Origin of the sequence: Streptomyces sp. NPDC021749 (assembly GCF_040640655.1) — a bacterium.
In the GTDB taxonomy this organism is placed as follows: domain Bacteria; phylum Actinomycetota; class Actinomycetes; order Streptomycetales; family Streptomycetaceae; genus Streptomyces.
This window is the reverse complement of record NZ_JBFACE010000038.1, coordinates 16,265-30,239: the sequence shown is the minus strand read 5'-3', so window position 1 is coordinate 30,239 and position 13,975 is coordinate 16,265. Positions and strand designations below refer to the sequence as shown.

At 72.6% G+C, this 13,975-nt stretch carries 9 protein-coding genes and 1 pseudogene; 2 read left to right on the top strand and 8 right to left on the bottom strand.

Going from position 1 to position 13,975, the window contains the following annotated elements; all coding sequences use genetic code 11:
• Positions 1-230 precede the first annotated feature (230 nt).
• A complete protein-coding gene (locus AB0G35_RS29415; RefSeq protein ID WP_360955791.1) occupies positions 231-1,679 on the top strand; it encodes an ATP-binding protein in 1,449 nt (482 codons plus the stop codon).
• A 295-nt stretch (positions 1,680-1,974) separates the two neighbouring features.
• Here the strand turns inward: AB0G35_RS29415 and AB0G35_RS29410 are convergent, their stop codons facing one another.
• Entirely contained in the window at positions 1,975-3,078 is a 1,104-nt protein-coding gene (locus AB0G35_RS29410; protein WP_360955789.1) for a helix-turn-helix domain-containing protein, read from the bottom strand.
• A 156-nt stretch (positions 3,079-3,234) separates the two neighbouring features.
• Here AB0G35_RS29410 and AB0G35_RS29405 point away from each other — a divergent pair, with 156 nt between their 5' ends.
• Entirely contained in the window at positions 3,235-4,065 is an 831-nt protein-coding gene (locus AB0G35_RS29405; protein ID WP_360955787.1) for a dienelactone hydrolase family protein, read from the top strand.
• An 87-nt stretch (positions 4,066-4,152) separates the two neighbouring features.
• Here the strand turns inward: AB0G35_RS29405 and AB0G35_RS29400 are convergent, their stop codons facing one another.
• From AB0G35_RS29400 to AB0G35_RS29370, 7 genes and pseudogenes are all read right to left on the bottom strand, one after another.
• Positions 4,153-5,505 (bottom strand): MATE family efflux transporter, encoded by a 1,353-nt coding sequence (locus tag AB0G35_RS29400; RefSeq protein WP_360955785.1) that lies wholly within the window; start codon positions 5,503-5,505, stop codon positions 4,153-4,155.
• Positions 5,502-6,296, bottom strand: coding sequence for an alpha/beta fold hydrolase (locus AB0G35_RS29395; protein ID WP_360955783.1), 795 nt, complete (start codon positions 6,294-6,296; stop codon positions 5,502-5,504). Before AB0G35_RS29395 ends, AB0G35_RS29400 begins: the two co-directional genes overlap by 4 nt.
• Complete coding sequence (locus tag AB0G35_RS29390; RefSeq protein ID WP_360955781.1) at positions 6,290-7,843, bottom strand: class I tRNA ligase family protein; 1,554 nt, start codon at positions 7,841-7,843, stop codon at positions 6,290-6,292. Before AB0G35_RS29390 ends, AB0G35_RS29395 begins: the two co-directional genes overlap by 7 nt.
• Positions 7,810-8,166 (bottom strand): cupin domain-containing protein, encoded by a 357-nt coding sequence (locus AB0G35_RS29385; RefSeq protein WP_360955779.1) that lies wholly within the window; start codon positions 8,164-8,166, stop codon positions 7,810-7,812. The genes AB0G35_RS29390 and AB0G35_RS29385 overlap by 34 nt, the downstream gene beginning before the upstream one ends.
• Positions 8,163-9,533 (bottom strand): SidA/IucD/PvdA family monooxygenase, encoded by a 1,371-nt coding sequence (locus tag AB0G35_RS29380; protein ID WP_360955777.1) that lies wholly within the window; start codon positions 9,531-9,533, stop codon positions 8,163-8,165. Before AB0G35_RS29380 ends, AB0G35_RS29385 begins: the two co-directional genes overlap by 4 nt.
• A complete protein-coding gene (locus AB0G35_RS29375; protein WP_360955775.1) occupies positions 9,530-13,015 on the bottom strand; it encodes an amino acid adenylation domain-containing protein in 3,486 nt (1,161 codons plus the stop codon). The genes AB0G35_RS29380 and AB0G35_RS29375 overlap by 4 nt, the downstream gene beginning before the upstream one ends.
• Before the next feature lie 482 nt (positions 13,016-13,497).
• Positions 13,498-13,656: pseudogene (locus tag AB0G35_RS29370) on the bottom strand (SAM-dependent methyltransferase); the annotation flags it as partial.
• Positions 13,657-13,975 lie beyond the last annotated feature (319 nt).

Sequence of the window (13,975 nt, the reverse complement as noted above, 5' to 3'; positions counted from 1 at the left end):
GGGGGCCCTGTGCGGTCGACGCTTTCCGTAGAAGCGGCTACGACAGCGGAGGAGCAACTCCGTTCACTGCGCGGATGGTTGCTGGTGGAAGGGCCCGACGGTGCACGTGGTCCCATCAGCGACATGCCTGCCGAAGAGGCCGAGCGACTGCTGCGAACCGTGCTCGGCGACCGGCCCGCGCTCGGCGACCGGCCCGTGCTCGGCCACCGGTCGCAGGGGCGCGGCAGGTTGTGACGGAACTGCCGGACCGTGAACGGTCCAGAGTGGTGCTGGTGGGCGCCAGCCGCTTCACGCAGTTGGACGAACTGCCGGCTGTCACCGCCAACGTGGTAGCGCTGCAGAAGCTGTTCACGTCCGAGGCGGTATGGGGCTTGCCCACTTCCCACTGCGCGGTGATGCGCGACCCGCGCGGGCCCCGTCAGGTTTCCCAGGTGGTCAAGCAGGCCGCCCGTGAGGCAACGGACACGCTGATCTTCTACTACGCCGGCCACGGGCTGATCGACCCCGGCACGGGTGAGCTGTACTTGGCGCTGTACGACAGCCACGGGCAAGAGGTCTACGACTCGGCGGTGCCGTATCAGTGGATCAGACGCCCCCTGGAGACGAGCCGGGCAGTGCGGCGCATCGTGGTTCTGGACTGCTGCTACAGCGGCCGCATGCTGGGTGCCATGTCCGAAGGGCTGGGCCTTGCCGAGATCGACGGGACGTATCTGCTGGCCGCGACGGCGGAGAACGCCCTCGCACTGGCGCCACCCGGCGAGCTCTACACCGCCTTTACCGCAGAGCTCGTGACCCTGCTGCACCAAGGCGTGCCGGGAGCCGGTGAGTCGCTGACCCTCAACGAGATCTACGAAAGAATGCGCTCGTCCCTGCGTGCGCGTGGGCGACCGGAACCACAATGCCGGGACCGCAACTTGCTGGGCACGGTGCCGTTCGTGCCGAATCCCGCCTACCAGCCACGGGCGACTGCTGCCACGAACTCCCCCGAGGAGGCCATGAGGAGGTTCGTGGCCGACATGGCGCACGAGTTGCGCACACCGCTCACCGCCATCACCGCGGTGAACGAGGTACTGGAGGAGGAGGCCGACCGGCTCGATCCCATGGTGGAACCGGCAGTGCGACTGGTCATCGCCGAGTCTCGGCGGTTGCACGACGTGGTCGAGAACCTGATGGAGCTGGCGCGATTCGACGCCGGAACCGCGCGGTTGGTCACTACGGATGTGGAGGTCACCAGGGAGGTGGCGGCCTGTCTGGAAGCCCGCGGCTGGACGGCCCTGGTCACACTGGACGCTCCGCACCCCGTCAGCACCCAGCTCGACCCCAGGCGTCTGAACGTCGTCCTCACCCACCTGATAGGCAACGCCCTCGGGCACGGCCGCCCACCGGTGACAGTCAGTGTCTCCTCACAGCCACCGGAGTTCCTCCTTCAGGTGTCGGACAGCGGCAGCGGCCTCCCCGAAACCGGGCTGCCCTACATTTTCGACCGCTTCTTCAAGGCGGACAGTCGACGTTCCCGGTCCGAGGGCAGTGGATTGGGCCTGTCGATCGCCCAGGAGAATGCGCGCCTGATGGGCGGTGACATCCGGGCCGAAAACCGCGCCGAGGGCGGAGCCAGGTTCACCCTGCGCCTGCCGCTCCACACACACGACGACGAGACGTCCGACACCCCCTCTGATTGACCTGCCCCGAAGCAGCGGCTCCGGCCTGACCGCAGTCGTTGCGGTCGTTGCCGGCCGTGACCAGGAAGGCCAGCGGTCCGCCTTGTCCGTCGCAGGCGAGGTGGGCGGGACCAGCGGGCGAATCGTCTGTGCAGGGTCTGTTCTGCGGGGGGCGAACCGCTCGGGCAGGACCCTCCAGCGCTCGCCGGTGCGGTACTTGACCGCAGTGCCCCCAAGGGCCTGGCGGTGGTCCCGTCACCGGGCACGAGCCCAGTCCATGGGCGGTGGCCACGGTGCGATCACCGCCCACGCGGCGTCAGGATTCTTCCCCTCCCTCACCACCCGACCAGCCATGCGATGACCGGGAAGAAACCTGGACGCCGCCGTCCGGGGCGGACGCCAGTGCCGTGCGGCGGAAAGCGGCCCGGTAGGCGCTGGGACGGTGGCCGGTGTGGCGGGCGAAGAGGGCGGCGAAGGTGCCGGGGTCCTGGTAGCCGACGGCCACGGCGACGGCGGCGACGGTACGGTCGGTGGTCTCCAGAAGATGACGGGCGCGGCGGACCCGGGAGGCCTGCAGGTGGGCCAGCGGGCTGCGTCCGGTCTCTTCGGCGAAGCGGCGCAGCAGCGTGCGGGTGCTGACCCGGAAGGCGCCCGCGAGCGCCGCGAGGTCGTACCGTTCGGCGAGGTTCTGGTCGAGCCGTCGCATGACCCGCTGGGAGAACTCCCGGCCGGGCTGCGGGAGGAGCCGCGGATCGACGTACGGGGTCTGGGAGGTCCGCGCGTCGTCGACGAGCGCCAGCCGTGCGGTGGTGCGGGCCACCCGGGCGCCGTAGTGCCGACGGATCAGGTCCAGCGCGAAGTCGTACATGGCGCTGAAGGCGGCCGTGGTCGTCACCCCCGTGTCGGTGACGACCAGGTGCTCGGGCCGCACGTCGGCGTCCGGGCAGCGCCTGGCCAGTGCGCCGGCGTGCAGCCAGGAGGTGGTGGCCCGGCGCCGGTCGAGGAGCCCGGCCTCGGCGAGCAGGAACGCGCCGACGCAGAGGGAGACGACGGCGGTGCCGGCGGCGGCCTGCGCGCGGATCGCCGCGATCTCGGGGGCGAGCCGGGCGAGCCGCGCGTCGAGGTCCGTGTCCGGGCGCAGTTCGAAGCCCGGGACCACGAGGACGTCGACCTCGCGCAAGGGACGCACCTCCAGGCTCGCGCCGCCCGAGGCGACGACCCGGCGGCGGGGCGAGACGACCGACACCCGGTAGCGGGGCGCGTCCGGTCCGGCGACATGCCCGGCCATCGTCAACAGGTCGGGAACGCCGAACACTTCGGACGCGAAGCAGTCCGGGTACGCCAGGACCCCGACCCGCAGCGCACCCGGTCCGGCGCCCGGACCCGCACCGTCCGCCGCCTGTCGTGCCGCCTCCGCCATCGCTCCCGTACCCCCTGCTGTCGCCGGCCCCGGCCCGGCCCCGCCCCGGACCGCCGACCGCGTACCGCTCGCCTCCCTCGCGCATGGCGAGATTACCCCTGCCCTTGGCGATCCCGCCTCTCACCCGGCGGCCGGCCCGCGGACGAGGCTGGCCCCATGAGCAACGACGATCCGATCACCGACTTCACCCGCCGGAGCGTGGCCGTGGAGGGGGTGGAGAAGACGGTGTACGTGGCCGGGGCCGGGCCCGCGGTCGTGGTGCTGCCCGAGATGCCGGGCATCAGCCCGGACGTTCTGCGGCTCGCGCGCTGGGTGCGGGACGCGGGCTTCACCGTCCATGTGCCCTCCCTGTTCGGGACGGACGGCGCCTTCCCCACGGTCGAGGGCGGCCGGGAGGTCGTCCGCCGCGCCTGTGTCAGCGCCGAGTTCCGCGCCTTCGCCGGGGGCGGCACCAGCCCGGTGACGGTCTGGCTGCGCGGGCTGGCGCGCCAGGCCCACACCGCGTGCGGTGGGCCGGGGGTGGGCGCGATCGGCCTGTGCTTCACCGGCAACTTCGCCCTCACCATGGCCCTGGAGCCGGCGGTGATCGCCCCGGTGGTCAACCACCCGTCGCTGCCGCTCGACGACCCCGGCGGACTCGAACTCGACGCGGCGGACGCCCGCGCGGTGCGCGACCGGCTCGACCGCGACGGACTCACCGTCCTCGCCTACCGCTTCGAGGGCGACCGCTGGTGCACGGGGCAGCGCTTCGCCGCCTACCGCGCACTGCTCGGCGACGCCTTCGACGGACGCGTCCTCCCGGACGGCGCCGCCAACCCGGCCCCGCCGCCCTTCTTCGCCGACCTGGTCGGCACCCCGCACAGCGTCGTCACCGCCCATCTCGTCGACGAGGCCGGCCACCCCACGGTCCGGGCCCGCGACGAGATCCTCGCCTTCCTCACCGACCGCCTGCACCCGCACGGGGACCGACCGCTGCCCGCCACCTGAAACCGGGTGGTGGACCGCCGGACGCTGCTACCTCGCCGCCATCCCCCCTCGTCAACACCGCTCGCCCCCACCCTGGCAGCCCGTCCCTCAGCGTCGTACCGCCCCCGTCACCAGCCAGGCCTCGCCGCGGGCGCGCCAGGTGAGTGTGGCGAGGCGGGCGAGCATCCATACGCCGATCGCGAGCCACAGGGCGACGAGGCCGCCACCGGTCATACGGACCGCGCCGGCCGCCGGCAGGAAGACGAGGGTGGTCAGGACGCCCGCCACGGCGAGGAAGCGCATATCGCCGGCGCCGATCAGCACCCCGTCGAGCACGAACACGGGTCCTGCCACGACTTGGAGGACGGCCACCACGACGAGCGTGCTCAGAAGGAGGGACCGCACGTGCGGCTCCACGCCGAACAGCGCGGGCAGCCAGGGGCGGACGGCCAGGAGCAGGAGGCCGACGGCGGTGCCGGCGACGAGGCCCCACTGGGTCATCCGCCAGGTCGCCGCACGGGCCGCGGGCGCGTCGCCGGCGCCCAGGCAGCGGCCGGTGATCGCCTGCCCGGCGATGGCGATGGCGTCGAGGGCCAGGGCGAGGAACCACCACACCTGGAAAGCCACCTGGTAGGCGGCGATCTCGTCGTCACCCATCGCCGTGGCGACGACCGTACCGGCGACCAGCACGACGCGCAGGGTGAGCGTACGGACGATGAGGTTCACCCCGGCCGTCGCGGCGGCGCGGAGCCCCGCCAGGTCGGGGCGCAGCGGGGCCCCGTGGCGGTGCGCGGCGCGAAGCACCGTGGCCACGTAGACGGCGCCGCCGACGGTCTGGGCAACGACGGTGCCCCAGGCGGAGCCGGCGATGCCCCAGTGGAGGCCGTAGACGAAGGCTGCGTTGAGGGCGGCGTTGCCCGCGAAGGTGGCCACGGAGACGGCCAGGGGCGTGCGGGTGTCCTGCAGCCCGCGCAGTACGCCGGTGCTGGCCAGGGCCACGAGCATGCCGGGCACGCCGAAGAGGCTGATGCGCAGGTACGTCTCGGCGTGCGGGCCGACGGCCGAGGAGGCGCCGAAGGCGTCGACGATGGCGGGGGTCAGGGGCCAGCCCGCGAGGATGACCAGCAGGCCGATGCCGACGGCCAGCCAGATGCCGTCGAGCCCTTGGCGGATGGCCTGGTCCAGTCGGCCGGCGCCGACCAGCCGGGCCACGGCGGCGGTGGTGCCGTAGGCGAGGAAGATGCAGATGTTCACCAGAGTGCCGAGCGCCTGCCCGGCGACACCGAGGCCGCCCAGGGGAGCGGTGCCCAGGTGCCCGACGATGGCGGAGTCGGTGAGGAGGAACAGGGGTTCGGCCACGAGCGCGCCGAACGCCGGCAGGGCGAGCCGCAGGATCTCCCGGTCGTGGGCGCGCGCGGAGATCTTCCGGGTGGCGGGGGCCTGGTCGGGCGATGCGGTCATCCGTGCTCCGGGGTGTCGGGCCGGTCGGGGGCCGTGCCGGGGCGGCGGTCCAGTTCCTCCGCGATCGTGCGCAGGAGGCCGGCGCGGGCCGATCGGTGCGCGAACGGGAAGAAGTGGCCGCCGGGTACGCGGTGGGCGGTGAAGCGGCCGCGGGTGCAGGCACCCCAGGCCTGGACCGATGCCCAGGCCACCACGGTGTCGTCCGCGCCGGCGAAGGCGGTGACCGGGCAGCCGAGGAGGCTTCCGGGAGTGTGCCGGTAGGCGTCGGTGAGGGCGAAGTCCGCCCGGACGGCGGGCAGGAGGAGCGCCCACAGTTCCTCGTCGTCGAGGACGGGTGCCGGGGTGCCGCCGAGGGCGCGCAGCCGGGCCTTGAGCTCCTCGTCGGTGGGCCCGCGCCCCGGTGGTGAGCCGGTCCGCCCCGCCGCGGCGCGGGCGGCGACGGGGAAGACGTGGCGGACGGGCGCGCCCTCGCGCTCCAGGCGGAGGGCGAGCTCGAAGGCGAGGACGGCGCCGAAGCTGTGCCCGAGGAGTGCCAGGGGCCGCCCGGCGCAGGGCCGGACGGCGTCCATGAGGTCGGCGAGGAGGCCGTCCAGGTCGGCATGGGGCTCCTCGTCCGTGCGCAGGCCGTGGCCGGGTGGTTCGAAGGCGAAGGCCTCGACGGTCGCGGGCAGGTCCTCGTCCCAGCCGACGAACAGGCCGGCCGAGGCGCCGGCACCCGGCAGGCAGAGCAGCGCCGTGGCCCCGGGGTGCCTCGCGGCCGGCGGCGACGGGGAAGGCAGGAACGTCACCACGGGGCGGGCACCTCCCCGCGCCCGGGGTCCTGCCCGGTGGTGCCGTAGCGCTCCCGCAGCTCGCGGGAGAGGCCGGGCAGCAGGGGCGCGGCCCACGCGGCGAGGGCCCGCAGACCGTGCAGGGCGAGGGCGGGGTCGGTGGTGACGCGGCCGGCGAGCAGGCCGAGCAGGTGGGCGGTGGTCTCGGCGGCCTGGCGGAGGCTGAAGGTCTCCAGGGTGTAGGCGCGCAGCATGCGGTCGCGGTAGCGGCCGAGGACCTCGGCGGCCGTCGGGTCGGGTGGGGCGGGCCGGTCGTACCCGGCCAGGGCGGCGTGCAGCGTGGCGAGGGGCCGCTGCAGCCGGGCCTCGACGGTGGTGAGGAAGTCCTTCTCCGAGAAGTCGGCGGGTTGGTGTTCGGGGTTGGCGAGGGCGAGGTGGAAGCGGACGGCGTCGGCGCCGTGCTGGGTGACGAGGTCGCGGGCCCAGATGAGGTGGCCCCGGCTGGTGGAGAACTTGGCGCCCTCCAGGTGGAGGAACTCGTTGGTGATGATCGCGGCCGGTTCGGTGAGGACGCCGTGGGCGAAGCCCAGGCCGAGGTGGGCGAAGGCGAAGTAGAAGGTGTTGTCGTAGCCGAGGAACTGCACCAGTTCGTACCCGGAGTCGCGGGCCCAGACGTCCGGTGCCGGCCGGTCCGGGGCGAGCCCGGCGCGGGCGGTGGCGGCCATGTGCGTCAGGCCGGGCAGCATCTCGGCCCAGACGTTGAGGACCTGGCCGGGGAAGCCGTCGACGGGGACGGGGATGCCCCAGTCGGCGGGGTAGCTCACGGGGAAGTCGGGCAGCGGCCGGGCCAGCATCTCGTCGGCGAAGCGCAGGACGTGCGGCCGCATGGTGGCCCGGTGCCGGGCGTAGAAGGCCTCGAACCGGTCCCGGTAGTCCTCCAGGGGCAGGACGAGGACCTCGGCCTCACGACGTTCGGTGGCGGCCTGCCCGGCGGCGCCGCTGGGTGCCTGGTACAGCAGCGTGGCGGGCTCGTTGGGATGCCCGCAGGTCTCGCAGATCGCGCCGCAGGTCTCGGCGAGGCACTCGGGGCAGCGCCCGGCGGTGAACCCTTCGAGGAGGTGGCACCCGGTTGCCGGGTCGTACGGGAAGGTCCAGGTGCGCCGGGCGAGGCGGCCGGCGCGGTGGAGACGGGCGAAGAAGTCGCGGACCCGGGCGCGGTAGGGCTCGTCCGGGGTGGTGAAGGCGTCTACGGCGATGTCGGCGAGGCGGAGGGTCTCACGGATGTCGCGGTTGCAGCGTGCGGCCAGGTCGGTGGGTTCGACGCCCAGCCGCCGCGCCGTGGTCACCACGTAGCTTTGGTGGTCGTCGCCGCCCGTGACGTAGAGGACGGTGTGGCCCAGCATGCGCTGGGCCCGGCAGAAGACGTCGGCGGCGAGGTAGGGGCCCGAGAGATGGCCGAGGTGCAGATCGCCGTTGGTGGTCGGCGGTGTGGCGGTGACGAGGAAGGAGCGGGGGTGCCCCGCGCGGTCCGCGGTCACCGGGCCGTCCCGAAGGAGCCCATCGACCACACGGACACCATCTCCAACTCCTCCCCGGCGGAGGGGTTCTCGAAGTGGTGGCTCCGGTGGGAGTCGACGACGAAGGCGTCGCCGGGGCCGATGGCCGTGCGCTCACCGTCGAGGTGCAGCAGGCCGGTGCCGCGGACGACGTAGAAGTACTCGTGATCGGCATGGGAATGGGGCGTGCTGGTCGTCCCGGGGGCGACGGTGCACACGCCCATGCCGGTGTCGGACGGGCCCGTCGAGCCCCAGGGCAGGATCCGACGGAAGTCGCAGCCGTACTCCTGTGTCGTCGCGGCGTCGGCTCGCCGCTGGATGGGGGCACTGCTCATGCGTCGGCTCCTTCAAGGGCGTCGGAGAGGGGATCTTGTCTGTGGCCGACCGGCTCGGGGTGGGGGCCGAAGACGGAGTCGAGGATGCGGGCGGCCCGGTGGGCGAGGACGGACAGCAGGGTGCTGCTCAGGCCGTGGGAGTGCTCGGCGGCGCCGTGCAGGAAGATGCGGGGCCGGCAGTCCGCGGTCGTTTCCACGGAGTAGTCGCGCCGGATGCGCAGGGTGCCGTCGGGGGCGCGCAGGAGCAGGGGTTCGAGGCCGGTCAACAGGTCACCGGCCTCGCGGAAGTCGTATCCGGTGGCCAGGACGACGGCGTCGAACCGGCTGGTGAGGGCCTGCCCGCTCGCTGGGGCGCGCAGGGTGACGAGGGCGGTAGGGCCGTCGGCCCGGCACGCCGCCAGTTCGGTGAACCGGCACAGGTGCAGCCGGTCCTCACCGCGGACCCGCTGGTCGTAGAGGAGCTCGGCGATGGCGCGGATGTCCTCGTCGTCGACGGCCGCGTAGTTGGTGGTGCGCAGCTCGGCCAGGATGGCGTGGCGGCGGGTGGCGTCGGCGGCGTGGAAGAGGTCGACGGAGGACGGGTCGAAGATCTCGTTGGCCAGCGGGCTGCTGTTGGCGGGGACGAGGGCGAACCCGCGGTGGGCGAGGGTGACGTCGGCGTACGGGAACTCGCGGGCCAGATAGCGGAAGACCTCGGCGGCGCTCTGGCCGGCTCCGACGACGAGGAAGCGGTGGGGCAGGTCGCGGCCGCGCCCGTGGAAGCGGTCGATGCTGGGCAGGAAGGTGCTGCTGTGGAAGACGACACCGCTGTCGAGGGCGTCGCGCTCGACTCCGGCCGGAACGACGGGCCGGCCGCCGGGTGCCAGGGACACGTGGTCGGCGGCGATGGTGTGCTTGTCGCCGGTGAGGTCGCGGCAGTCGACCTCCAGGTGGGTGACGCCCCCGTCGGTACCGGTGACCGGCCGGACCCGTTCCACGAGGCAGCCGTAGGAGACGTGGTGGGCGAGCCGGTCCGCGGCCCAGCAGAAGTAGTCGGCGTATTCGCGCCGGGTGGGGTGCAGGGTGCCGAGGTTGAGGAACGGTTCGAGTCGCCCCTTGCTGACCAGGTAGTTGGTGAAGGAGAACGGGCTGGTGGGGTCCTGGGGACTGACGAGGTCCTTGAGGAAGGCGATCTGCATCCGGGTGCCGTCCAGGAGCATGTCGGGGTGCCAGCTGAAGGCGGGCCGGGCTTCCAGGCAGTGCAGGCTGGGCCGTACGGAAGGCTCGCGGGTGGAGTCGCACATGGCGGCGAGCGACAGGTGGGACGGGCCGAAGCCCACGCCGAGCAGCCCGTAGCGCGGGTACCGCCGCAAGGAGGTGCCGGTCACGCTGATCGGCCCTCCTCGTCGGCGCGGGCGGAGGCGAGGTGGTGGACGGTGCCCTTGCGGGTGAACAGGTCGCGCAGCGCGAAGGAGAATCCTTGCGCGCGGGCGAGCGACATCACCTTGAGCGCCGCCAAGGAGCTGCCGCCCAGTTCCAGGAACGGGGTGTGCACGTCGATCGCGTCGCTGTCGGTGCGCAGCACGGTGGCCCAGATGCCGGCCAGGGCCGCCTCGTCGGGGGTACCGGGCGGAGCGGCGGGCCCGCCGGGAACGGTCCGCGGGGCCGGGGCTGCGGGTGCCGCCTCCTGCGCGGGGCGGGGGGACGGGGCGGAGCCGGCGACGCGGTCGAGGAGTTTGCCGAGGGGTTCGCCACCGCCGTCGGCGATGGCCTCCAGGACGTCGCGGAAGGCACCCATGACGCGGTCGACGGTGTCCCGGTGGAAGTGGGCGAGGTCGTACTCGGCCTGGAAGGTCAGCTCGCCCTCGGCCATCACCCCGATCGTGAGGGGGTAGTTGGTCCAGCCGAGGTTCCGCTCGTGCCGTACGGCGATGCCGTCGCGACCGGCCCACCCGATGCCGTGCGGGATGTTCTCGAAGATCAGCAGGGACTCGAAGAGGGGGCGGCCGCTGGGGACGTCGGGGTGTTGCTGGATCAGTGGCAGGGGGTAGTGCTCGTGGGCCCGGGCGGTGACCTGGGTGCGCTGGACGTCGTGGAGCCATCCGGCCATGGGCCGCGCGGGGTCGAGCGTGAGCCGCATCGGCAGGATGTTGACGAAGATGCCGGCCATGTCCTCGATGTGGGACAGGCCGACGGGCCGGTGGGTGATGGTCATGCCGAAACACACGTCGTGCCGTCCGCTGAGCCCGGAGATCACCGTCGCCCAGGCGCCCTGGATGAGGGAGTTGAGGGTGAGCCGGTGGGCCCGTCCGTAGGACGTCAGCCTGGCGGTGAGGTCTGCACCGACGGGGTAGGCGGCGCCTGCGTGCATCTCCTGGGGGCTCGCGGACAGGCCTGGCCGGGCCGTACGGCCGATCGTGGTCGGCCCCTCGAAGCCCGCGAGGTGCCCGGTCCAGTAGTCCCGTGAGGCACGGCTGTCCTGGGCGCCGACGAACGCGACGTAGTCGCGGAAGGGGCGGGTGGCCGGCAGCCGGGGCGGGGTGCCGCGGCGGCGGGCGTGGTAGATCTCCAGGGAGTCGCGCAGGAGCAGGAAGAGCGACCAGACGTCCAGGATGAGGTGGTGGTAGCTCATCACGAGCCGGTGCCGGCCGGCGCCGGTGCGGATGACGGCCAGCCTGAACAGCGGCGCCTGTTCGTAGACGAAGCCGCGGCGCCGGTCCTTGGCCAAGTGGGCGTCCAGCAGGGCGCGTTGCCGCGCCTCGGGCGTGTCCGACCAGTCGAGGACGGTCCACTCCAGCGCGGCCTGCCGCTGGACGACCTGCAAGGGTTCCGCCAGGCCCTGGACGGCGATCCACGACCGCAGGATCTCGTGCCGGCCGACGACCTCCTGCCAGGCCCGGTGGTAGGCGTCGAGGTCGAGCTCGCCTTCGAGGGTGTAGAGGAACTGCTCGACGTAGACACCGGAGTCGGGGTCGAGCAAGGAGTGGAAGAGCATGCCCTTCTGCATCTCGGTGACGGGGTGCACCGTGGCGACGCCTCCGGGGTCGACGGCGGTCCGCCGTACGGCCTCAAGGTCCCCGTCGGCCACGGCGAAGGGCCCGGCGACGAATTCGCCGTCGACGTCGCCGCGGCCCCGGCGCCGTTCCTCGACGGCGGCGGCGGTCTCCGCGATCGTGGGTGTGGCGAAGAACTGGGTGGAGCTCAGCCCCAGCCCCCTTGTATTGGCCTTCGCGCTGATGAGGAAGCCCTGGATGGAGTCGCCGCCCAGCGCGAGGAAGTCGTCGTGGATGCCGACCCGCGGCAGGGAGAGCACCTCCTCCCACAGCCCGCACAGGTACCGTTCGAGCTCGGTGCGCGGCGGGTGGTACTCCTCCGACAACTCCAGCCGGATCCCGTCCCGGTCGGTCAGCGCCCGGCGGTCCACCTTGCCGTTGTGAGTGAGCGGGATGGCGTCGACGACCGTGAACGCGGCGGGGATCATGTAGTCGGGCAGTGGTCCGGCGAGGCGGGCGCGGATGTCGGCCGCGGTCGGCGGTGTGCCGTCGCAGGTGAGGTAGGCGACGAGGCGCTGGTGGTCGCCCGCGCCTCGGCGACCCACGGCGACGGCCGCGGTGACACCCGGCACCTCGCGTAATCGGGCCTCCACCTCGCCCAGTTCGACCCGGTATCCGGCGATCTTGACCTGGTCGTCGAGCCGGCCGAGGAGTTCCAGGCGGCCGTCGGCCGCCACTCGGCCCAGGTCGCCGGTGCGGAACAGCCGGCCGTGCGGGCTGTCGGTGAACTTCGCTTCGGTGAGGTCGGGCAACCGGTCGTAGCCCTCGGCCATGCCGGTGCCCGTGAGGCACAGTTCCCCGGTCTCGCCGTCGGGAACCGGACGCAGCTTCTCGTCGAGGATCAGCGGCGTGAGCTCGGCCGGCCTCCCGACCGGCACGAAACCGTCGTACGTGGCGCCGGGCCGGCATTCCCAGTAACCGGCGTACAGCGCTTCGGTGAGGCCGTAGACGTTGAACAGCCGGGCCGGGAGGCCGACGGAGAAGAACGCCTCCGGGAGCGACCCGGGCATCGCGTCACTGCTGCAGAAGACGTACTTCAGTGAGGTGGCGGAGGCGAAGCGGGGGTTCTTCAACATGCCGGAGAGCAGGGCCGGCACCACCATCAGCGTCGTCACGCGGCCGGCGTCGAGCCATTCGACGAGGCGGTCCGGATCCTTGTGCTCGCCGGGCGGGACGACCACGGCGGTGCCGCCGGAGAGCATGGGCCAGAAGACCTCGCGCACCAGGTTGGTGATGCTGAGTGTGGTCCGCAGCAGTTGCCGGTCACCGCGCTCCAGGGGGAACGTCCGCTGCAGCCACTGCTGTCCGCTGAGCAGGGCGCGGTGGCTGAGCATGACGCCCTTGGGCACGCCCGTGGAGCCGGAGGTGTAGAAGACGAACGCGAGGGCGTCGTCGGCCAGGCGCACCGGCGCGGCGAGCGGTGCGGGGGCCTCGTGGAGCAGGTCCTCGACGGCGACGGCACGCACACCGGGCGGGCAGGGCGCGTCGATGAGGGCGCGTTCGGTGAGCACGACGCGGGCGCGGGAGAACTCCAGGATCGTCCGCCGGCGTTCGGCCGGGTCCTCGGGGTCGGCCGGCACGCAGACGGCGCCGGCGCGCAGCAGGCCGAAGAGGGCCGGCCACAAGTGGAGGGACCGCGTCAGATGCAGGCCCACGCGGTCACCGGGCCGCACGCCCAGGGACACCAATCCGGCCGCGACCCGGTCGGCACCGGTCTCCGCCTCTCCGAAGGTCAGGGCGGCATCGCCGTGGAGCGCGGCGATCCCGTCCCGATCCGTGCGTGCCTGGGTGGTAAGCAGCTCGTGCAGAAATGGCATGGAGAAACCACCGATCTCAGCCTGTCGCGGGAAGTCATGAGGGACTGCGCTGCACACGTAAGGGTGTTGGAACGGGCGTCACGATCCAGTGCCACAGGCATGTTTAATTGACCCGCGAGAAACGCGAAAGGTCAGAAATCGGACGTCTCTCTGACTGGGAGCCGGTTACAGCACCCGCCCGCGACGGGCCCGAGGGAACTCCGCGAACGTAAACGCCATGGTCAGGGCGGCGCCGCGAAAACCGATCCCCGCCGCTGCGCCGTCAGAGGTAACAGGTCATTGCGATGGCTCGTTTCAACTCCCCCGCAAAGAGCGAGACTTCCGGCCGCCGGACGGACCACCGCTCCCCGTACCACCCTGCACCTGCCAGGACCTGCCTGGACCTGCCAGGATCAGGCTCCCGTCTTCGGCGCCACTGTGGGGGGCTGCCCGGGACACCTCGCGGAAGGCCCGCCCATAGGCGTCGTTCAGCAGCCGGTGAGCACGACGTAGCGTCCGCCGCGACCGCCGCCGGCGTCGAAGACGCGGTCGACGGGGGAGAGATCGCCGAAGTAAGCGGCGAGGAGTTCGGCCGGGGCGTGCTCCAGCCGGTGCAGTTCGGCGGTGATCCGCTCGCGGCGGCGTTCGGGATCGGTCTCCTCCGGGAAGCGGGATGGGGAATTATCCTGGACGGTATCCGGGGAACCGCACTCGAAGCCGAACGGCGGCTGCGAATACAGCGGCGGAGGGCATGCCCATACGTCGACAGTGCGAGGCCGGGGATTGCGGCCGCATGCAGCCGTGCGCGGCTGTAGGCGCTCGGCGCTCCCTTCGGTGAGGCGTGACGTGACGCGGCGGTACGTCGCTGCGCTTGGCTGTGCGTGACGTCCCGCGGCCGTACGTGCAGGTGAGCGGCCCGTGCAGGTGACGCGGCCCGAAGCGACAACGGCACCCGTCCACAGGCGGTGAGGACACCATGTG